The following is an 18,773-nucleotide window of genomic DNA, read 5'->3' as shown; positions in this document are numbered from 1 at the left end:
CGCCGTTCAAGCCTTGGCGGCCTTCTCGGCCACCAGCGCGTCGATGCGGGCGCAGAGGTTCTTCAGGACGAAATACTCCTCGGCCGGCACCTTGCCCTCGTTGACCTCCTGGGTCCAACGCTCCAGCGGCAGCTTGATGCCGAAGGCCTTGTCCACCGCGAAGGCGATGTCGAGGAAGGCGAGCGAATCGATGCCGAGATCCTCGATGGCGTGGCTCTCGGGCGAGATGGTGTCGCGCGGGATGTCGGCGGTGTCGGCGATGATGTCCGCGACGCGGTCGAACGTAGCGGTGGTCGGCTGGTCAGACATGCGTTCTCGCCGTTTTCTTCTCTATGGCGCGCCCTGGCGGGTCCGATGTCGGATCCTGTGGCGGGCACGGCCGGTCCGAGGCTGGCGCGTGAACCCGGCGCCCCCGGGTCGCGCAGCATGCCCCCGAAGCGGCGTCGCGCCGCTTTCGATCCAAGGCGGTCCCTTACACGAGGGGGTGGTGCCGGGCAACCTTGGCCGCGCTCGCGCCTTCGTGCGGTCACGCATGAAGCCGGACCATTCCGTCCTCCCGCCCGCTGACCTACATGCAGGCGCACGCCCAGCGGGTTGCGCGCCCATTGCTTCCTCATCGAGGTGCGGCGCCGGACATGCTCCGCAGGGCCGTCAGAGGTAGCGAGAATGGAAGTGCCCTTTTCTCCCGTCGACACGGCGGACCATCGCAGCCGTGCCCAAGGGGGGGCACGCATCGCCCTGGTCCTGGCGCTCTCCGCCCTCGGCCTGTGGGTGCTCCATCCATTCCTGCCGGCGCTGGCCTGGGCCGTGATCCTCGCCATCGCGCTCTGGCCGCTCTACGCCAAGGCCGAGCGGCGCTGGCCGCCCGGGGGGCACAACATTCTGCTGCCGAGCCTGTTCACCCTGGCGGTGGCGCTGGTTTTCCTGGCGCCCCTGGTGGTCCTTGGCGTCCAGGCGGCGCGGGAGGCGCATGACGCGATGGCCTGGGTGAAAGCGGTGGAGCAGAGCGGGATTCCAGCCCCCGAATTCCTGTCCCACCTGCCCTACGGCGCGGCCAGGGCCAGTTCCTGGTGGAACGAGAACCTCAGTCATCCGTCCGCCGGCTCCGAGATCCTGCACAAGCTCGACAACTCGACCACGATCGGCCTGACCAAGAGCCTCGGGGCGCAGGTGGTTCGCCGGGTGGTGCTGTTCGGGTTCACCCTGCTGACGCTGTTCTTTCTGTTTCGCGACGGGCGAACTGTCATTGCCCAGGCGTTGACGGCAAGTGCCCGCCTCTTCGGCCCACGCGGGGAACGGGTGGCGCGCCAGATGGTGGCTTCCGTCCACGGCACCGTCGATGGGCTCGTCCTGGTCGGCCTCGGCGAAGGCGTACTCCTTGGAATCGTTTACTATTTCGCGGGCGTGCCGCATCCGGTCCTGCTCGGCGCGCTGACGGCGGTGGCGGCGATGATCCCGTTCGGCGCGCCGCTGGTCTTCGGCATCGCCGCTCTGATCCTGCTCGCCGGCGGCGCGGTGATCCCGGCGGTGGTGGTCGTGGCGGCGGGGTTCGTCGTTACGTTCGTCGCCGACCATTTCGTCCGGCCGGCGCTCATCGGCGGCACCACCCGCCTGCCCTTCCTCTGGGTGCTTCTCGGCATCCTCGGCGGGGTCGAGACGTTCGGCCTCCTCGGCCTTTTCCTCGGCCCGGCGGTGATGGCGGCCCTGATGCTGCTGTGGCGGGAATTCACCGATGGGGACGTGCCGCAGGCCGCATCCCGAGGCCTTCACGAACCGTAATTCGACCCGCTCGCAACCGCCATCGGACGGCCGAAACGACCGCCATCGGACGGTGTTTCCGAGAATTACGAAGCCGGCTCCGATTCCGGTAGGATTGCCGGGGCGAAAGGTCCTCCCCTAACCGGGGAGGGCCTTCTTCGCATCGTGGCCTTAGGCTGCCAGCGAGCGCAGGACGTAGGGAAGAATCCCGCCGTTGCGGAAATATTCCAGCTCGTCGAGCGTATCGATCCGGCAGGTGAGCGGCACCTCCGTCTTGGTGCCGTCGGCGGAGGTGATCTCGGCGATCATGGTCTGGCGCGGCTTGATGTCGCCCGAGAGGCCGAGAAGGCTGACGGTCTCGTCGCCCCTGAGGCCGAGCGACGCCCAGGACGTGTCGCCCTGGAACACCAGCGGCACGATGCCCATGCCCACGAGATTCGAGCGGTGAATGCGCTCGAAGCTCTCCGCCACCACGGCGCGGACGCCGAGGAGCTTGGTGCCCTTCGCCGCCCAATCGCGCGACGAGCCGGTGCCGTATTCCTTGCCGGCGAAGACCACGAGGGGCGTGCCGGATTCGGCGTATTTCTGGGCGGCGTCGTAGATGTACATCCGCTCGCCGGAGGGCTGGAACAGGGTCCAGCCGCCCTCGACCACGGTGCCGTTCTCGTCCCGGACCATCTGGTTCTTGATGCGGATGTTGGCGAAGGTGCCGCGCATCATGACCTGATGGTTGCCGCGCCGGGTGCCGTACTGGTTGAAGTCCTGCACCCGGACCTGATGCTCCTGCAGGTAGGCACCGGCCGGCGAGGCCGCCCGGATGTTGCCGGCCGGAGAGATGTGGTCGGTGGTGATCGAATCCTGGAACAGGCCGAGGATGCGGGCGTCGACGATGTCGGTGATCGGCGCCGGCGTCTTGGTCATGCCCTCGAAATAGGGCGGGTTCTGCACGTAGGTGGAGGTCGAATCCCACTTGAAGGTCTCGGCCTCGTTGACCTCGACGGCCTTCCAGTAATGGTCGCCGCTGAACACGTCGGCGTAGCGCGACTTGAACAGGGTCGAGGTGATGTTGGCCTCGATGAACTCGGCGACCTCCGCCGTGGAGGGCCAGATGTCGGCGAGATAGACCGGCTGGCCGTCGGAGCCGATGCCGAGCGGTTCGGTGGTGATGTCGATCTGCATGGAGCCGGCGAGCGCGTAGGCGACCACCAGCGGCGGCGAGGCGAGGTAGTTGGCGCGCACGTCGGGGTTCACGCGGCCCTCGAAGTTGCGGTTGCCGGAGAGCACGGCCGCCGCCACCACGTCGTTGTCGTTGATCGCCTTCGAGATCGGCGCCGGCAGCGGGCCGGAATTGCCGATGCAGGTGGTGCAGCCGAAGCCGACGAGGTTGAAGCCGAGGGCGTCGAGGGGAGCCTGCAGGCCCGCGCTCTCCAGATACTCGGCGACGACCTGGGAGCCCGGCGCCAGGGAGGTCTTCACCCAGGGCTTCGAGCGCAGGCCCTTGGCGACGGCGTTGCGGGCCAGCAGCCCGGCGCCGATCATCACGCTCGGGTTCGAGGTGTTGGTGCAGCTCGTGATCGCCGCGATCACCACGTCACCGTGGCCGATATCGTAATTCGCGCCCTCGACGGGGTAGCGGTTGGCGATGTCGGCGGCCTTCTTGAACTCGGTCTCCATGGACTGGGCGAAGCCCGGCTTGGCGCCGTCCAGCAGCACCCGGTCCTGCGGCCGCTTGGGGCCGGCCAGGGACGGACGCACGTCGCCCATGTCGAGGGCGAGGGAATCGGTGAAGACGGGGTCCGGGGTCTGCGCGTCGCGCCACATGCCCTGAGCCTTGGCGTAGGCCTCCACCAGGGCGATCCGGTCGTCGGCGCGGCCGGTGACCTTGAGGAAATCGATGGTCTTCTGATCGATGGGGAAGAAGCCGCAGGTGGCGCCGTATTCGGGGGCCATGTTCGAGATCGTGGCGCGGTCGGCCACCGCCATGTCGTCGAGGCCGGGGCCGTAGAATTCCACGAACTTGCCGACGACGCCCTTCTTGCGCAGCATCTGCGTCACGGTGAGCACGAGGTCGGTGGCGGTGGTGCCCTCGGGCAGCTTGCCCGACAGCTTGAAGCCGACGACTTCCGGGATCAGCATGGAGAGCGGCTGGCCGAGCATGGCCGCCTCGGCCTCGATCCCACCGACGCCCCAGCCGAGCACGGCGAGGCCGTTCACCATGGTGGTGTGCGAATCGGTGCCGACGAGGCTGTCGGGATAAGCGAGCTCGGTGCCGTCTTCGGTCTTGGTCCAGACCGTCTGCGACAGGAACTCGAGGTTCACCTGATGGCAGATGCCGGTGCCGGGCGGCACGACGGAGAAGTTGTCGAAGGCCGACTGGCCCCATTTCAGGAAGGTGTAGCGCTCGCCGTTGCGCGAATATTCCAGCGCCACGTTGTCGGCCAGGGCCTTCGGGGTGCCGAACTCGTCGACGATGACCGAGTGGTCGATCACGAGATCGACGGGCACCAGCGGGTTGATCTTCTGCGGGTCGCCGCCGAGGGCGACCATCGCATCACGCATGGCAGCCAAGTCGACGACGGCGGGCACGCCGGTGAAGTCCTGCATCAGCACGCGCGAGGGGCGGAACGCGATCTCGGTCTCGACCTTGCCGAGGTTGCCGAGCCACGCGACGGTGGCGGAGATGTCGTCCTTCTTCACCGAACGGTCGTCCTCGAACCGCAGCAGGTTCTCGAGGATCACCTTCATCGAGAAGGGCAGTGCCGTCGCATCGGCGAGGCCGGCCTGCTCGGCATGGGGGATGGAATAATAGGTATAGGACTTGTCGCCGACGGTGAGGGTCTGGCGGGAGTGAAAGCTATCGAGTGATGCCACGGCTGGTCTCTTCCTCACGAGCGGTTGTCGAACACGCGCAGGCATGACCTGCGCCACGAAGTCGTGTTCGGCTGGAGCGCTTCTAAAAAAAGCGCGCGCCGCTCCGGGGGTGCCCGGACAGGATGTTGCGCGACGAGCGATTTGGACGCTCGGGACTCGCGCGGCGCAGCCTGTCCTCCGTATAGAACACTTCGAAACTGGCCGCTACGCCCTGCTGTGACACGAGTGCGGGAGTGTCGGACGCCGCGTGGACGCGTGGCGGCGCGCGAGATATGCAGGCGGCCATGCCGGAGCATTCCATGATCGCCTTTCGCCTGCCCCCGGAGATCGAAGCGCACTTGGACACGCAAGGTCGGCGGACAGGACAAAGCGCGCGTGACGACGCCCGCGACGCGATCCTGGATTACTTGGAGGATCGTGCGGATCTTCTCATCGCCGAGCGGCGTCTTGCCGATCTGAAGGCGGGGAAGAGCGACTCCGTTCCCCTCTCGGAACTTCTGACCCGGTACGCCTTGTGAGCGCGGCAATCGCGCGTGGTCCACTGACCCCTACGGGGCAGGCCTTTCGCCCATCTACGAAACTGCCAACGAGTGAGGAAGCGCACGTCGGCATGGGGCGCGACGGGCTCCCTCTCCTGGAAGGGGAGGGTTGGGGTGAGGTGCGTGGACTCTCCGAAAAGGTCGCACACCTCACCCTGTCCCTCTCCTTCCAGGAGAGGGGAACCGCGCGGCCCGCGCGAGACGTGAAAGCCGCAGATCCCGTGAGCCGTTGGACGCATGCCGTTGCCATCGGTCGGCAGGACATTCCGTGCGGCTGACCGCCACGAACCTCGCCGCCCGCCGCTCCGGCCGCCGCATCTTTTCGGGTCTGTCATTCACCCTCGGCCCCGGCGAGGCGCTGATGGTGACGGGGCGTAACGGCGCGGGAAAATCCACCCTGCTCAGCTTGCTCGCCGGACGGCTGAAGCCCGATGCCGGCACCATTGCGGTCGCCGATGTGGGCGAGGCGACACTGGCCGAATGTCTCCACGTGGTCGGCCATCGCGACGGGCTGAAGAGCCCGCTGACGGCGGAGGAGAACCTCGTCTTCGCCCGCGACCTTCTCGGCGCGCCCACCGCGAGCCCGCGCGCGGCGCTGGAGGAGCTCGGCCTCGGGCACGCCTTGAAGCTCCCTATCGCGTATCTGTCGGCGGGGCAGCGACGCCGGGTGGCGTTGGCCCGGCTTCTCGTCTGCCGGCGCCCCCTCTGGCTCCTCGACGAGCCGACGGCGGCCCTCGACACCGCCTCTCAGGCCGTGCTCGCCGGATTGATGGCGCGTCACCGGGCCGAGGGCGGCCTCATCGTCGCCGCCACCCACCAGTCCCTCGGCCTGGACGATGCCCGGGACTTGCGCATCGACGAGGCGCTGAAGCCGGCATCCCCCTCGGCCGACGCGAGTTCGGCCGCATCGGAGGTGTGGTGGTGATCCGCGTGATGCGCGCCCTCATCGCCCGCGACCTGCAGCTCGCCGCCCGCGTGGGCGGTTCGGGCGCCCTGTCGCTGGTGTTCTTCCTGATGATCGTCGCCCTGGTGCCGTTCGCGCTCGGGCCCGACCTCAACCTGCTCTCGCGCATCGGTCCGGCCATCCTCTGGCTCTCGGCGGTCCTCGCCACCCTGATCGGCCTCGACCGCCTGTTCCAGGCCGACGAGGAGGACGGCTCCCTCGACCTGATGACGGGAGCGCCCGCCCCCATGGAGATGGTGGTGCTCGCCAAGGTCGTGGCGCATTGGCTCACCACCGGCCTGCCCCTGGCCCTGGCCTCGCCGCTCTTCGGCCTGCTCGTGGCCCTCGACGGCACCGCCATGGGTGCCACCGCCCTCACCCTCCTGGTGGGGACGCCGGCCCTCACCTTCATCGGCGCGGTGGGCGCAGCACTCACCGCCTCGATCCGCCGAGGCGGCCTGATCCTCGCCGTGCTCGTCCTGCCCCTGATGATCCCGACACTGATCTTCGGCGTCTCGGCGACCGAGGCGGCGTCCGGCGGCACGGTGCCGTTCACGACACCCCTGCTGATCCTGTCGGCTCTCAGTCTGATCGCGGCGGTGATCGGGACCTTCGCGGCGGCCGCGGCCCTGCGCTGGTCGGAATGATCAGCGCCCTTCGGCGACGGGGATGACGATCTCGTTGCGTCTCAGGAAAGGGATCGCGAAGGGCGGATCGTAGCTCAGCACGCTCGACGGGCCGGTGGGCTCGCGGGCCACCTTCGCCAGGACCTGCCGGAGAACCGCCTCGCGTTTCTCGCGTGCCCTGGCGTCGAGGGTGCCGGAGAAGCGGAGTGCGGCGTAGGTCGCGGCGGGCAGCCGGGCGATGCGGACCTTCGGTTCGGTCGGGACCGGCGGACCGGCCTTCGCGACGGCGGCGGGCAGGAAGAAGCGCATGATGCGCAGATCGCCGCCCTGCTCGACCGGCACGGTCATGGCGATGCGGGTTCCCTGTTCCACCGGCACCGTCATCGCGACTCGGTCGTCTCCGCCATTGGTGCCGGTGATGTACCGGAACAGCCGGCGAAACGCCTCCGCGTCGCCCGCTCCCGCCATGTCGGTCTCGACCGCGACACGCGGTTCGTAGCGGCGGATCTCCACGTCGCGGGGCAATCGCTCCACCACTTCGTAGCGCGGCTGTTCGTAGGTGGCACGGATGCCGACCACCGACAGGGCCGATTCGGCGAAGGTCAGGGCGTAGTAGAGAGCTTTGTCCAACATGGCGCGGCGTCAACGCGCCATCGGCGAGCCCGTATCCAGCCCCGCCGCCAGATGCCTCCGCTCCGTCGGCGGCAGGCCGGTCCAGCCAGGAAAGGCGCGGGTGAAATGAGTGGCGTCGGCATAGAGGAGATCGAGGCCGATCCGGCCGTGCGGGGAAGACGCGAAGAAATGATCGACGCGGCTGGGACTGCGCGTAACGCCCGCATTGATGCTGCACCGCACCTTGGGCTAGTTCCACGGACCATGTGGACACGTCTTGCCCATCCCGGTCATTTCCTGCGCTGGACCGGCCCCGTAATGCCCTGGCTCGCGGGGCTCTCGGCCGTCCTGCTCGCCGTCGGCCTGTACCTCACCTGGTTCGTGGTCCCGCCCGACTACCAGCAGGGCGAGACCGTGCGGATCATGTACATCCACGTGCCGGCGGCCTGGCTCGGAGTGTTCTTCTACGGGTCGATGGCGCTCTCGGCGATCGGAACCCTGGTCTGGCGCCACCCCCTCGCGGACGTGGCGCAGCGCGCCGCGGCGCCCATCGGTGCGGCCTTCACCCTGATCTGCCTCGTCACCGGCTCGCTCTGGGGCAAGCCGATGTGGGGGACCTACTGGGTCTGGGACGCGCGCCTGACCTCGATGCTGATCCTGTTCCTGATCTATTGCGGCATCATCGCCCTGTGGCGCACCATCGAGGATCCGAACCGGGCCGCGCGCGCCATCGCGATCCTGACCCTGGTGGGGGCGGTGAACCTGCCGATCATCAAGTTCTCGGTGAACTGGTGGTCGACGCTGCATCAGCCGGCCTCGATCATGCGGATGGGCGGCTCCAGCATCGATCCTTCGATGCTCTATCCCCTGCTCGAGATGATCCTCGCCTTCACCCTGCTCGGGATCACCCTCCATCTCTACGCCATGCGCACCGAGATCCTGCGTCGCCGGGTCAGGGCGCTCACCATCCGCGAGGCCGAGCGTCTCGATGCCGATCTCCGTCCGGCCCGGCCCCTCGGCCAGGCGATCCAGGGACTCTGACCGATGGGTTCGCTCGGGCCGCATGCCGGTTTCATCCTCGGCGCCTACGCCTTCACCGCCCTCGTGATCGGGGCTCTGATCTGGCGTTCACTCAACGATCACCGTGCGCAGAAGCGCGCTCTGGCAGCCCTCCAGGGCGATTCGGGAGAGCGGGCGTGAGCGCCGCATCCTCGTCGGCCCCGGTGCGCCGGTCGCTCCTCGTCGTCGCGCCGCTGGTGATCTTCGCGGCGCTGGCGCTGGTCTTCTTCATCCGCCTTCGGTCCGGCGCCGATCCGGCCGCGATCCCCTCGGCGCTGATCGGGCGGCCGGTGCCGGCCTTCGCCCTGGGACCATTGCCCAACCTCGTCGGCGGGGAAGGCCAGGCCATTCCCGGCTTGTCCAGCGCCGATCTCAAGGGCCGGGTGACGGTGGTCAATTTCTGGGCTTCGTGGTGCGCGCCGTGCCAGATCGAGCATCCGCAACTGATGCGGTTGGCGCGTGAGCCGGGCGTGAACCTCGTCGGCATCGACTACAAGGACGCGCCGGAGAACGGTCGCCGCTTCCTGTCGCGCAGCGGAGTGCCGTTCCAGGCGGTGGGCATGGATTCCACCGGCCGCACCGGCATCGATTTCGGTGTCTACGGCGTGCCGGAAACCTTCATCATCGGCCCCGATGGCGTGATCCGCGACAAGCTCGTGGGCATCGTCACGGTCGAGAACTATGCCGCCGTGCTGGAGAAGATCCGGGCGGCGGAGAGGACGACCACCGCGAAACCATGATCCGTCGACGGGCTTTTCCTAAACGTCGGGCTTCGCCCCGGCCTTGCGATCGTAGCGCATGAGGAGCGGGGTCTGCGACAGGGCGAACAGGATGGTCAGGGGCATGATGCCGACCACCTTGAAATTGGCCCAGAACGCGTAGGTCTGCGTCCGCCAGACCACCTCGTTGATGGCGGCCAGGGCGAAGAAGAACAATCCCCAGCGGAAGGTGAGTTTGCGCCAGCCTTCCTCGGTGAGGTCGAAGACCGAATCCAGCACCACCGACAGCAGGGACTTTCCGAACAGCAGGCCGCCCAGGAGGATGGTGCCGAACAGGGCGTTCACGATCGTCGGCTTGATCACGAAGAACGTCTTGTCGTGCAGCGCCAGCGCCATGCCGCCGAAGACGAGGACGACGATGCCGGAGACCAGCGGCATGATCGGCAACCGCCGCAGCAGCGCGAAGTGGATGGCCAGAGCCACCACCGTCGCCACCACGAAGACCCCGATGGCCATGAAGGTGGTGCCGTCCTCGCTCAGGCCGAACCGCGTACCGAAGGAATTGAGCAGGAAGAACAGCACCAGCGGCCCCATTTCCAGGGCGAGCTTCGGCACCGGGTCGAGATGGCGGCGCGGCGGTACGGATTCGACAGGCAGGGTCATGGTCGATGAACGGCTCGTGCTTCGACGCGCCGGGACACGACGCGGCGCCGGGTGGGAGGCTGGATGTAGAATAGTCGCCCCGGCTTTCCTAGCGCGTGAGGGGGCGCCAAAGATCGACCGGGGGGCTCTGCAGGCAGATTGCCCGTGGTGTCAGCGGCCCGCCGCCACCGCGAGCTTCAGACCGGCGGCTCTCTGAACCGTGGTGAGCACGGCGAACAGGTTGCTCGCCGTCGGGTTGCCGGTCGGGCTCAGCATGCGCATCAGGCTCTTGGACGAAGAGCCTGTTTCCATGGCCAATCGTTCGAAGCCGATGGTTGCGTTGATGTAGTCGCGCAGAACCGCCTTCCCCGTATCAAGCTCTCCGGCCAGGAACTGATCCACCGCTTCCGTCAGAAGTGCTTCCCGGAATGCCGGGTCGCGCTCGGCACGCGCTTTCACCGTCTCTCTGAAGCTGCGCGTCAGGGTCATGATGTCTCCTCCGCCTTGCGCCGCTTGTACTCTAACCAATGCCTTGAGTAGAATAGTACCATTTGTGGTACCATGACGGCAACGGATGTCGCGTGGGTGCCCACGCCGATCTCCCGCTGCGATCACTCTTCCTCCAACCCCGCGATGGCCCGCGCGAAATCCCGTGCGGCGAAGGGTTCGAGATCCTCGACGCCCTCGCCAACGCCGATGAAATGCACCGGCAGGCCGAACTTCGCGGCGAGCGCCACGAGGATGCCGCCCCGCGCGGTACCGTCGAGCTTGGTCATCACCAGGCCGGTGACGTTGGCCGCCTTCGAGAACAGCTCGACCTGGCTCAGGGCGTTCTGGCCCACGGTGGCATCGAGGACGAGGAGCACGGCATGGGGTGCCTCGGCGTCGATCTTGCGAATGACGCGCAGGATCTTCTCCAGCTCCGCCATCAGCCCCGTCTTGTTCTGGAGCCGGCCGGCGGTGTCGATCAGGAGCACGTCGGTGCCTTCGGTCCTGGCCCGCTGGAACGCCTCGAAGGCGAGCCCGGCGGCATCCGCCCCTTGAGCCCCCGCCACCACCGGAACCCCGGTGCGCGTGCCCCAGACCTTGAGCTGCTCGATGGCCGCGGCCCGGAACGTGTCGCCCGCCGCGAGCATGAGGCTGTGCCCCTCACCCTTCAGCTTCAGGGCGAGCTTGCCGATGGTGGTGGTCTTGCCCGCGCCGTTGACGCCGATCATCAGGATCACGAACGGCTTCTTCGTCGTGTCGATGGTGAGGGGAATGGCGACGGGTGTCAGCGCCCGCTCCACCTCGGCGGCCAGGATCGCCCGGACCTCGTCGGGAGAGATCCCCTTCTCGTAGCGGCCCTTGCCCACCGCTTCCGAGATCCGCATGGCGGTGTCGATGCCGAAATCGGCCTGGATCAGGGCGTCTTCCAGTTCCTCCAGGGTGTCCGCGTCGAGCTTGCGCTTGGTGAACAGGCCGGTCACCCGTTCGGACAGGGCCGAGGAGGTGCGCTTCATGCCCCCGGTGAGGCGGCTCCACCAGCCGCGCTTCTCGGCAGTCGGTTCGGGCTCGGGTTCCGGGACGGGTACGGGGGCGGGCACCGGCGCGAAGGCGACCGTCGTGGTGTCGGCCTGCTCCGCCCCGCGTGCGGGATCGTCTCCCGCCGTCCCGGCGGGCGGGCGTTCGTCGGCGCCCTCGATGGGCTGGAGGTCGGCGCCCTCGATCTCGTCGGGCGTCGCGTTCTTGTCCGGGTCGGCGGTCGCGGGCTCGCTGGGAGGGAGCGGGATGGCCGAGATGTCGTCGGCACCCGTGGCGAAGTCGGGCTGGCCTTCGGAGGCCGAGGCGGGGGACGCGAGGGGAGGCGATGCCGGCTCGATCGCCGCTTCGGGTTTCGGCTCGGGTTTCGGCTCCGGCTTCGGATCGGGCGGCTGGACCGGCACCGGCTCGGGCGGCCAGGCCTCCTCCTTCTTTCCGAACATCCGCCGCAGCAACCAGCCCGGCCTCTTGTCTTCGCTCATTCCCACTTGCTCCCCCGACCCCGCATCAGTAGCGCAGGGCGATGCCTTCAGCCGACGCTCCCGGGGATCACCCCATAACAGACATAGGCGCGCGCCTCCTCTACCGCGATGCCCTTGTCCTCGTCATCGACAAGCCGGCGGGGTTGCCCGTCCATCCCGGCCCCAAGGGCGGGGAGACGCTGACCGACCATCTCGATGCCTTGCGCTTCGGCCTGCCGCGCCGTCCCGAGGCCGCCCATCGGCTCGACCGCGACACCTCCGGCTGCCTGGCCCTGGGCCGTCACGCCAAGGCCCTGGCCCGCCTGAACAAGCTGTTTTCCGCGAGCGGCACGGTGGGGAAGACCTACTGGGCCATCGTCGAGGGTGGTCCCGCAGAGGACGAGGGCCGCATCGACCTCCCCCTCGCCCGCCGTTCGGACGACCCGCGCTCGTGGTGGATGAAGGCAGACCCGGCCGGAGACCCCTCGCTGACCACATGGCGCGTCCTCGGCCGTTCGCCGGACAAGACCCTCACCTGGCTGGCCCTCAGCCCGGTCACCGGCCGCACGCATCAGCTGCGCGTCCATTGCGCCGCCATGGGCTGGCCTATCCTCGGCGATCCGATCTACGGCACCGCCCCGCGGGCGGGCGGGCCGGGGCTGCAACTCCATGCCCGCTCGCTGACCCTGCCGCTCTATCCGAAGAAGCCGGCCATCACGGTCGAGGCGCCGGCGCCGGGGCATATGCGGGAGCGGATGGAGATGTGCGGGTATCGGGTCGGCGCATGACGCGCGCAATGGATCGGCTGAGCTTGAGGAGCACATCCCCTCTCCCCGCACGCGGGGAGAGGGCCGCGACGACCTCGTCGTCGTTGCGGCGAGGCGGCGTGTCCGGGTGAGCCAAGTTCGGACGCGCCCCCTCACCCTCGCTTCGGCTTCGCCTCTCGCTCATCGCGGACACGACAAGGTGTCCGCGATCCTCTCCCCGCGTGCGGGGAGAGGCGGTCGCTGCCTGACCCTGCCGCTCTATTCGAAAAGACCGGCCATTACGGTCGAGGCGCTGGCGCCGGGACATATGCGGGAGCAGATGGGGATGTGGGTATCGGGTCGGCGCATGATGCGCGATTCCTTCTCCCCTCTGCGGGAGAAGGTGGCCCGCGAGCCAAGTCGGATGAGGGAAGCACCATCTCGGGAGAGGTCGCCCCCTCTCCCGGTCGCTCCGCGACCACCCTCCCCCGCAGCATGAGCTACGATATTCACACGTCTCGCGGGTATCGCGGGTCCCCTCTCCTGGAAGGAGAGGGACAGGGTGAGGTGTGTGACTTGTCCGGAAATGGACCACACCTCACCCCAACCCTCTCCTTCCAGGAGAGGGAGCGCGTCGCGGCTCATGTCCGACCCTCACGGATAGAGTGAACAGCCGTCGAGCAGATGCGCCAATCCGGCAGAGCAGAGGGGCGGAGGATTACTCCGCCCCGATCAGCACCCGGCCGTCATGCCCTGCGATCGTCACGTCGCGAAGCGCGCCCGGAGGCGTGTCGGCTGCCAGCCGGACCGGCGTGAACCCTTCGGTGCGCCCTATCCCGCCGCGCTCGGTGAGCACGCGATGGGTCCGGCCGACCTCTCCGACGAGATGCGCCGATAGCGCCGCCGCTCCCGCCTCGCGGAGACGGGCGGCGCGTTCGCGGATCACGTCTCCGGGAACCGGCGGCATCCGCGCGGCGGGCGTGCCGGGGCGGGGCGAATAGGGAAAGACGTGGAGATGCGTCAGGCCGCATTCGGCCACGAGATCGAGGGAGCGGGTGAACTGCTCCTCCGTCTCGGTGGGAAAGCCGGCGATGAGGTCGGCCCCGAAGACGGCGTCCGGGCGCAGGTGCCGCACGGCCTCGCAGAACCGGATCGCGTCGTCGCGGCCGTGCCGGCGCTTCATCCGCTTCAGGATGAGGTCGTCGCCGGCCTGGAGCGAGAGATGGAGATGCGGCATCAGCCGCGTCTCGCCGGCAATCGCCTCCATCAGCGCCGCGTCGGCCTCGATGGAATCGATGGAGGACAGACGCAGGCGCGCGAGGTCCGGCACGTGGCGCAGGATGGCCTGGACCAATCGGCCGAGGCTCGTCGGCTCCGAACAATCCCGGCCGTAGGCGGTGAGGTCGACGCCGGTGAGCACGACCTCGCGCCCGCCATGGTCGACGATGCGGCGGACCTGATCGACCGCATCCTCCAGCGTGACGGAGCGGGAGTTTCCCCGGCCGAAGGGGATGATGCAGAAGGTGCAGCGATGGTCGCAGCCGTTCTGCACCGGGACGAAGGCGCGGGTATGCCCGGCCACCGAGGCGATCCGCGTCGGCGCGGCGTCGCGCACCGCCATGATGTCGTCGATGGCGAGGCGCGCTCTCGGATCAGTGGCGGACATCCAGGTCTCGGCCCTGGTCTTGGCGTCGTTACCGACGATCCGGGCCACTTCCGGCATGGCGGAATAGGCGTCCGTCTCCACCTGCGCGCCGCAGCCGGTGACGACGATCTCGGCCCCCGGCCGCTCGCGGGCGAGCCTGCGGATCGCCTTGCGGGCCTGCCGCCCGGCTTCCGCCGTGACGGCGCAGGTATTGACGAGGACGAGGTCGCCGCCCGCTCCCGCCGCCTCGGCGTGACGGCGCATCACCTCGGATTCCACCGTGTTGAGGCGGCAACCGAAGGTCAGGGTCTCCACCGCCACTCAGTCCATCCGCGCGAAGAGTTCGGCGGGCAGGACGCCTTCCCATTCCAGCACCACGGGGCCGGTCATCAGGATGTGGTCGTCGGCGCGCCACTCGATGACGAGGTCGCCGCCGGGGAGGCTCACCGTGGCGTGGCGGCCGATCATGCGCAGGCGCGAGGCCGCCACCAGCGTGGCGCAGGCGGCGGTGCCGCAGGCCAGGGTCAGCCCGGCGCCGCGCTCCCAGACCCGGAGCTTGATCGTCTCCGGTCCCGTCACCTGCGCGAGGGAGATGTTGGCGCGTTCGGGAAAGATCGGGTGGTTCTCCAGCATCGGGCCGAAGCGGCCGAGGTCGTAGCCGTCGGGATCGTCCTCGATGAAGAACACCGCATGGGGGTTGCCCATGTTCACCGCCCCCGGCGAATGCAGGACGGGCGCGTCGATGGGGCCGATCTGCAGTTCGATCCGCCGCGTGTCGGGGAACGGCTCGGCCAGCGGGATCTCGTCCCACTTCAGGCGGGGGCGGCCCATGTCCACGGTGAAGGAGGCCTGCGCCTCGCGCTTCACGCCGACGAGCCCGGCCTTGGTCTCCAGGGTGAGGCGGCCGCTCTCGGCCGGCCGCGCCATGGCCGGGTCGTCGAGCATGGCGTAGGCGACGCAACGGGTGCCGTTGCCGCAGGCACCGGATTCCGACCCGTCGGTGTTGTAGATCCGCAGATAAGCGTCCGTGCCGGGACTGCGCGGGTCGTGGATGACCATGAGCTGGTCGAAGCCGGAGCGCGGGTGGCCGGCGATGGCGCGGGCCTCCTCGGCGCGCACGACCAGCTCCGTGCCGCGCAGGTCCAGCACCACGATGGCGTTGCCCGCCCCGTGCATCTTCAGGAACCGTCGGTTGGCGAGCCTCGTCATAATCGTCTTTGGTTTTGGTGTCCGAACGTGGCATCCCGCGGCAAGGTCCCCGCGGGAAGGCTCCCGCATATAGGACAAAGCGCCGGGCCGCGCACGCGGGGCCCGGTCAGGGGAGCGTTGCACAAGGGACGCGCCCGTCACGTTCCTGCGCGCGGTGCGGGTTGGTGCCTCGCAGGCGGGCGGCTTCCTCCCTATTTTAGGACTTCGCGATTCAGCCGTACGATTCGTCGCGGCGTGCGATCTCCGGAGCGTTGCCTTGACCCGCCATCGTCCATTGCCGCTCGTCAGCCTCGCCGCCGCCTTTGCCGCCGCCTTGGCCGTCTCCTCCGCCCTCGCGCAGGAGCCGTCCTCGCCCGCGACCACCAATCCCCTGCCGACCACGACGGCGCCCGATCCGGTCAATCCCGACGCGCCGTCGCGTCCGGTGCCGACCCAGGCGCTCCCGGCCGCGCCGGCACTCACGCCGGGGCCGTCGCGCCCGACCCTGGTGGAGACCCCCGGCGACGCCAACGACGTCGACGAGGTCTCCCTGCCTCCCAAACCCGCCGCGATCCTGGCGGGGCGTGCGAGCTGGGAGGAGGCGGTGCCGGCGCTGAAGGCCGCCTTCGTGAAGATCGAGGAGGCGCTGGCCAAGGACGGGATCACCCCCACCGGCCGGCCGCTCGCGGTCTTCGCCAAGACCGACGATGACGGCTTCCAGTTCGAGGCGATGATCCCCATCGCCTCCATGCCGGACCCGAAGCCCGCCGAGACCGGCGGCCTGCGCTTCGGCACGACCCCCAGCGGCAAGGCCCTGCGCTTCCCGCACAAGGGTTCCTACGACGAGATCGACGGCACCTACGAGACCCTCACCGCCTATCTCGACGCCAAGGACGTGGTGGTCCAGGACCGGTTCATCGAGGAATACGTCACCGACCTGAACGACAAGGCGGACGAGAAGCTCGACGTGAACATCTACGCCCTGCCGAAATAGGCGGCAGATCGGTCAAGCCTTGCCGCTCAGGCCATCCCGGCCGGCGGTGAGGCTTCCAGGATCGCGCCGTCCTTCAGGTGGACGACCCGGTCGGCGGCGTCGAAGTAGCGGTCGTCGTGGCTGATGACGATCAGGGTCCGGCCCTCGCGCCGCAGGGCCGGCAGCAGCTCGGTGTAGAACAGGCGCCGGTAGGTCGGGTCCTGCTCGGCGGCCCACTCGTCGAGGACGAGGACGGGCCGCCCTTCGAGATGGGCCTGGATCAGGGCGAGGCGCTTCCTCTGCCCGGCCGAGAGGTCGGTCGTGGAGAAGGCCCCGTCCCGGATCGTCACCTTGTGGGCGAGGTCCAAGGTCTCGAGATAGGCGTCCGCCGCCTCCGGCTTCGCCCCGGCGGGCAGGACGAGATCGTCGAACAGGTAATAGTCGAAGAACACCGCCGAGAAATGCTGACGATAGGCGTCCCGCGTCTCTTCCGTCACCGGCGCTCCGTCGAGAAGCAGCGTGCCGGTCCGGGGCGGGTAGAGGCCGAGGATCAGCTTGATGAGCGTGGTCTTGCCCGAGCCGTTCTCGCCGACGATGAACACGATCTCGCCCCGCCGCACGGTGAGGTCGATGGGCCCGAGGGTGAAGCCCGGCCTGCCCTCCGCCGCCGGGAAGGTGTGGCTGACGCCGCGAAGCTCGATTTTTTCGATGGACGGAGGCGTTTGCGCCCCGTCCGGCGCGAGCAGGTTCGGCTCGGAGGCGGTGCGGTCGGCCGAGAATTCGGCGATGCGCTGGTAGGCGATCCGGGCCCGGCCGATCTCGGGCAGGACGGCGAGGATGTAGCTGACCGGCACCTCGATATAGAGCAGCACCAGGACGAAGCCCGAGAGGACGGCGTTGTCGATCCCGAGGGTCGCCTTGCAGGTCACGATGGCCGCGATCGTCGCGAACAGGGCGAGTTTCTTCGTCAGGTGGGAGAATTCGAAGAGCGTGTCGCTTCGGAACCGGTTGCGGCGAAGGTCTTCGATGGAGGAGGCCAGGGCCTCGTCCCGCAACCGCATCCGGCGCTGCCGGTTGAGCCGCAATTCCCGGCTGCCTTCGGTCAGACTCTGGAAGTGCTTCTGCATCGTGTCGGCGAGGGCGCGGCGCGTCCGGTAATGGAGCATGGCCCGGCGGCGCAGGACGTTCTCCGCGTAGCTGCCGAGGCCGAAGACCAGCAGGGTGACGGCGAAGAGCGGGGCCGACAGGGTGAGCATGTAGACGAGGCATCCGAGGGTCACGCCGCTGTGGATGATCAGCCCGGACAGCAACGAGACCGCCGTCGACAGCGTGGCGGCATCCGTGTTCAGCGAGGCGAGGACCTTGTGGCGGCCGAGTTGCTCGATGCGGTCGATGGGCGCGGTGAGGATCATGTCGGCCAGATCCCGGTTCAGGCCGGCATTGATGCGCCCGCTCGCCAGGGCGCTGCCCAGCCCGGAGAGGAGAGACCCGCCCACGCCGAGGAGAACGAGGCCGAGGAAGACCGCAACGAAATTGTCGGCAAGACCGCCTTCCGCGTGGATGGCCGTGTTGACCTTGGCCAGGACCGTCGCCGTGGCGAGGCCGCTCAAGGCTCCGATCGCCGAGGAGGCGGCCACGAGCGGCCAGATCGGGCGCAGCAGGCGCAAAGCATCCTTGCCGAGTCCTCCCAGACGATTGTCCGATCCCGCCATCGATCCCTCCGGCCCGGCCCCGCTGCCGGGACACTGGGGAGGCGGATACGTCAGGAACGGGATAGGCCGAAATTCGAAACACGCAGGGCGTGTATGCGGTCGGGCCGGCTTGTCGTCGGGGCGAGGATGTGGAGAATAGCGACATCCACAAATCGAACGCGCCGCGTCGCGCCGGGCTCAGAGCAGGCTGAGCTGCGCCGAGACCGTAGAGGCCGCCCCGCGCTCCAGCGCGAGCAGCCACCTCTTCGTGTCGAGGCCGCCGGCAAATCCCGTGAGGCTGCCCGCCGCGCCGATGACGCGATGGCAGGGAACCACGATGGGGAGGGGGTTGGCGCCGTTGGCCGCGCCCACGGCCCGGCTGGCGCTCGGACGCCCGATCCGTCTGGCCAACTCGCCGTAGCTGATCGTCTCGCCCGGTGGGATGCGGGTGAGTTCCTCCCAGACCGCGAGCTGGAACGGCGTGCCGCGCGGATCGAGGTCGAGGTCGAACCGGGTGAGTCGTCCGTCGAAATAGGCACTCAATTGCCGTCGGGCCTCGGCGAAGGCCGCGTCGTCCCGGTGCCAGTCCGCCTGCGGTGTCACCGCGCCCTTGCCGGTGGGAAAGCCGATGCACCGCAGGCGCTGGTCCATGCCTGCGAGAAGCAGCGCGCCGATGGGCGTGTCGAGGACCGTGTAGCGGGTGTCGGGCATGGCGGATCGTCTCGGGCCGGCGGGTGCGCGCCTCGGGAGAGCGCCCCCGGAGGTGTCCGCCATCCTAC

General features: G+C 68.7%; 20 protein-coding genes. 9 read left to right on the top strand and 11 right to left on the bottom strand.

Annotated elements, in window-relative coordinates; translation table 11 throughout:
- Positions 1–6: 6 nt before the first annotated feature.
- On the bottom strand, positions 7–309 hold the full coding sequence (locus tag K368_RS0114840; protein WP_018044158.1) for an acyl carrier protein: 303 nt from the start codon (positions 307–309) through the stop codon (positions 7–9).
- A 357-nt stretch (positions 310–666) separates the two neighbouring features.
- Between K368_RS0114840 and K368_RS0114835 the strand changes: the two genes are divergently transcribed.
- A complete protein-coding gene (locus K368_RS0114835) occupies positions 667–1,779 on the top strand; it encodes an AI-2E family transporter (protein ID WP_027173018.1) in 1,113 nt (370 codons plus the stop codon).
- Between the two features lie 150 nt (positions 1,780–1,929).
- Here K368_RS0114835 and acnA read toward each other — a convergent pair whose 3' ends face one another.
- Positions 1,930–4,629 carry an aconitate hydratase AcnA gene (acnA, locus tag K368_RS0114830; protein ID WP_027173017.1) on the bottom strand — a complete coding sequence of 900 codons (2,700 nt, stop codon included), beginning with the start codon at positions 4,627–4,629 and terminating at the stop codon, positions 1,930–1,932.
- Positions 4,630–4,928: 299 nt separating this feature from the next.
- Here acnA and K368_RS24695 point away from each other — a divergent pair, with 299 nt between their 5' ends.
- The 3 genes from K368_RS24695 (at position 4,929) to ccmB (ending at position 6,758) form a co-directional block, all read left to right on the top strand.
- The gene (locus K368_RS24695; protein WP_036267014.1) at positions 4,929–5,147 is read left to right on the top strand and encodes a CopG family transcriptional regulator; all 219 of its coding nucleotides are present in this window, start codon (positions 4,929–4,931) and stop codon (positions 5,145–5,147) included.
- 289 nt (positions 5,148–5,436) lie between these two features.
- Positions 5,437–6,093, top strand: coding sequence for a heme ABC exporter ATP-binding protein CcmA (ccmA, locus tag K368_RS0114815; protein ID WP_027173015.1), 657 nt, complete (start codon positions 5,437–5,439; stop codon positions 6,091–6,093).
- Positions 6,090–6,758, top strand: coding sequence for a heme exporter protein CcmB (ccmB, locus tag K368_RS0114810; RefSeq protein ID WP_027173014.1), 669 nt, complete (start codon positions 6,090–6,092; stop codon positions 6,756–6,758). The genes ccmA and ccmB overlap by 4 nt, the downstream gene beginning before the upstream one ends.
- Here the strand turns inward: ccmB and K368_RS0114805 are convergent, their stop codons facing one another.
- Both K368_RS0114805 and K368_RS0114800 read right to left on the bottom strand, forming a co-directional pair.
- On the bottom strand, positions 6,759–7,370 hold the full coding sequence (locus K368_RS0114805; protein WP_027173013.1) for a heme-binding protein: 612 nt from the start codon (positions 7,368–7,370) through the stop codon (positions 6,759–6,761).
- 9 nt (positions 7,371–7,379) lie between these two features.
- Positions 7,380–7,592 (bottom strand): hypothetical protein, encoded by a 213-nt coding sequence (locus tag K368_RS0114800; RefSeq protein WP_027173012.1) that lies wholly within the window; start codon positions 7,590–7,592, stop codon positions 7,380–7,382.
- A 21-nt stretch (positions 7,593–7,613) separates the two neighbouring features.
- Between K368_RS0114800 and K368_RS0114795 the strand changes: the two genes are divergently transcribed.
- From K368_RS0114795 to K368_RS0114785, 3 genes are read left to right on the top strand one after another with little or no spacing between them, the layout of a single operon-like run.
- Positions 7,614–8,390, top strand: coding sequence for a heme ABC transporter permease (locus K368_RS0114795; RefSeq protein WP_027173011.1), 777 nt, complete (start codon positions 7,614–7,616; stop codon positions 8,388–8,390).
- A gap of 3 nt (positions 8,391–8,393) precedes the next feature.
- Complete coding sequence (gene ccmD / locus K368_RS0114790) at positions 8,394–8,549, top strand: heme exporter protein CcmD (protein WP_027173010.1); 156 nt, start codon at positions 8,394–8,396, stop codon at positions 8,547–8,549.
- Positions 8,546–9,148 carry a DsbE family thiol:disulfide interchange protein gene (locus tag K368_RS0114785; protein ID WP_027173009.1) on the top strand — a complete coding sequence of 201 codons (603 nt, stop codon included), beginning with the start codon at positions 8,546–8,548 and terminating at the stop codon, positions 9,146–9,148. Before ccmD ends, K368_RS0114785 begins: the two co-directional genes overlap by 4 nt.
- An 18-nt stretch (positions 9,149–9,166) precedes the next feature.
- On the opposite strand, the gene K368_RS0114780 is transcribed toward K368_RS0114785, so the two are convergent.
- The 3 genes from K368_RS0114780 to ftsY all read right to left on the bottom strand — a co-directional run bounded on the left by K368_RS0114780 (position 9,167) and on the right by ftsY (position 11,772).
- Positions 9,167–9,790 (bottom strand): septation protein A, encoded by a 624-nt coding sequence (locus tag K368_RS0114780; RefSeq protein ID WP_197031018.1) that lies wholly within the window; start codon positions 9,788–9,790, stop codon positions 9,167–9,169.
- Between the two features lie 150 nt (positions 9,791–9,940).
- Complete coding sequence (locus tag K368_RS0114775) at positions 9,941–10,258, bottom strand: transcriptional regulator (protein WP_027173007.1); 318 nt, start codon at positions 10,256–10,258, stop codon at positions 9,941–9,943.
- Between the two features lie 122 nt (positions 10,259–10,380).
- On the bottom strand, positions 10,381–11,772 hold the full coding sequence (gene ftsY / locus K368_RS0114770; RefSeq protein ID WP_027173006.1) for a signal recognition particle-docking protein FtsY: 1,392 nt from the start codon (positions 11,770–11,772) through the stop codon (positions 10,381–10,383).
- Positions 11,773–11,813: 41 nt separating this feature from the next.
- Between ftsY and K368_RS0114765 the strand changes: the two genes are divergently transcribed.
- Complete coding sequence (locus K368_RS0114765) at positions 11,814–12,539, top strand: RluA family pseudouridine synthase (RefSeq protein WP_036266347.1); 726 nt, start codon at positions 11,814–11,816, stop codon at positions 12,537–12,539.
- Between the two features lie 676 nt (positions 12,540–13,215).
- Here the strand turns inward: K368_RS0114765 and mtaB are convergent.
- Both mtaB and dapF read right to left on the bottom strand, forming a co-directional pair.
- On the bottom strand, positions 13,216–14,463 hold the full coding sequence (gene mtaB, locus K368_RS0114760) for a tRNA (N(6)-L-threonylcarbamoyladenosine(37)-C(2))-methylthiotransferase MtaB (protein WP_027173004.1): 1,248 nt from the start codon (positions 14,461–14,463) through the stop codon (positions 13,216–13,218).
- A complete protein-coding gene (dapF, locus tag K368_RS0114755) occupies positions 14,464–15,351 on the bottom strand; it encodes a diaminopimelate epimerase (protein WP_027173003.1) in 888 nt (295 codons plus the stop codon).
- Between the two features lie 313 nt (positions 15,352–15,664).
- Between dapF and K368_RS0114750 the strand changes: the two genes are divergently transcribed.
- Positions 15,665–16,324 (top strand): GyrI-like domain-containing protein, encoded by a 660-nt coding sequence (locus tag K368_RS0114750; RefSeq protein WP_245259692.1) that lies wholly within the window; start codon positions 15,665–15,667, stop codon positions 16,322–16,324.
- Between the two features lie 26 nt (positions 16,325–16,350).
- Here K368_RS0114750 and K368_RS0114745 read toward each other — a convergent pair whose 3' ends face one another.
- A complete protein-coding gene (locus K368_RS0114745) occupies positions 16,351–18,015 on the bottom strand; it encodes a cyclic peptide export ABC transporter (protein ID WP_051439879.1) in 1,665 nt (554 codons plus the stop codon).
- A gap of 177 nt (positions 18,016–18,192) precedes the next feature.
- Positions 18,193–18,705 (bottom strand): methylated-DNA--[protein]-cysteine S-methyltransferase, encoded by a 513-nt coding sequence (locus K368_RS24690; protein WP_036266343.1) that lies wholly within the window; start codon positions 18,703–18,705, stop codon positions 18,193–18,195.
- Positions 18,706–18,773: the final 68 nt, after the last annotated feature.

The organism is Methylobacterium sp. 10 (genome assembly GCF_000519085.1).
Classification (GTDB): Bacteria; Pseudomonadota; Alphaproteobacteria; order Rhizobiales; family Beijerinckiaceae; genus Methylobacterium.
The sequence above is the reverse complement of the archived record's forward strand: the minus strand, read 5'-3'. Positions and strand labels throughout refer to the sequence as shown.

Excerpts from the sequence above, each read along its gene's own strand:
- K368_RS0114835 (WP_027173018.1), top strand. The coding sequence starts at position 667 with ATGGAAGTGCCCTTTTCTCCCGTCGACACGGCGGACCATCGCAGCCGT.
- K368_RS0114745 (WP_051439879.1), bottom strand. The coding sequence starts at position 18,015 with ATGGCGGGATCGGACAATCGTCTGGGAGGACTCGGCAAGGATGCTTTG.
- ccmD (WP_027173010.1), top strand. The coding sequence starts at position 8,394 with ATGGGTTCGCTCGGGCCGCATGCCGGTTTCATCCTCGGCGCCTACGCC.
- ftsY (WP_027173006.1), bottom strand. The coding sequence starts at position 11,772 with ATGAGCGAAGACAAGAGGCCGGGCTGGTTGCTGCGGCGGATGTTCGGA.
- K368_RS0114805 (WP_027173013.1), bottom strand. The coding sequence starts at position 7,370 with ATGTTGGACAAAGCTCTCTACTACGCCCTGACCTTCGCCGAATCGGCC.
- K368_RS0114840 (WP_018044158.1), bottom strand. The coding sequence starts at position 309 with ATGTCTGACCAGCCGACCACCGCTACGTTCGACCGCGTCGCGGACATC.
- K368_RS0114775 (WP_027173007.1), bottom strand. The coding sequence starts at position 10,258 with ATGACCCTGACGCGCAGCTTCAGAGAGACGGTGAAAGCGCGTGCCGAG.
- K368_RS24695 (WP_036267014.1), top strand. The coding sequence starts at position 4,929 with ATGATCGCCTTTCGCCTGCCCCCGGAGATCGAAGCGCACTTGGACACG.
- K368_RS0114795 (WP_027173011.1), top strand. The coding sequence starts at position 7,614 with ATGTGGACACGTCTTGCCCATCCCGGTCATTTCCTGCGCTGGACCGGC.
- dapF (WP_027173003.1), bottom strand. The coding sequence starts at position 15,351 with ATGACGAGGCTCGCCAACCGACGGTTCCTGAAGATGCACGGGGCGGGC.
- K368_RS0114765 (WP_036266347.1), top strand. The coding sequence starts at position 11,814 with ATGCCTTCAGCCGACGCTCCCGGGGATCACCCCATAACAGACATAGGC.
- K368_RS24690 (WP_036266343.1), bottom strand. The coding sequence starts at position 18,705 with ATGCCCGACACCCGCTACACGGTCCTCGACACGCCCATCGGCGCGCTG.
- K368_RS0114780 (WP_197031018.1), bottom strand. The coding sequence starts at position 9,790 with ATGACCCTGCCTGTCGAATCCGTACCGCCGCGCCGCCATCTCGACCCG.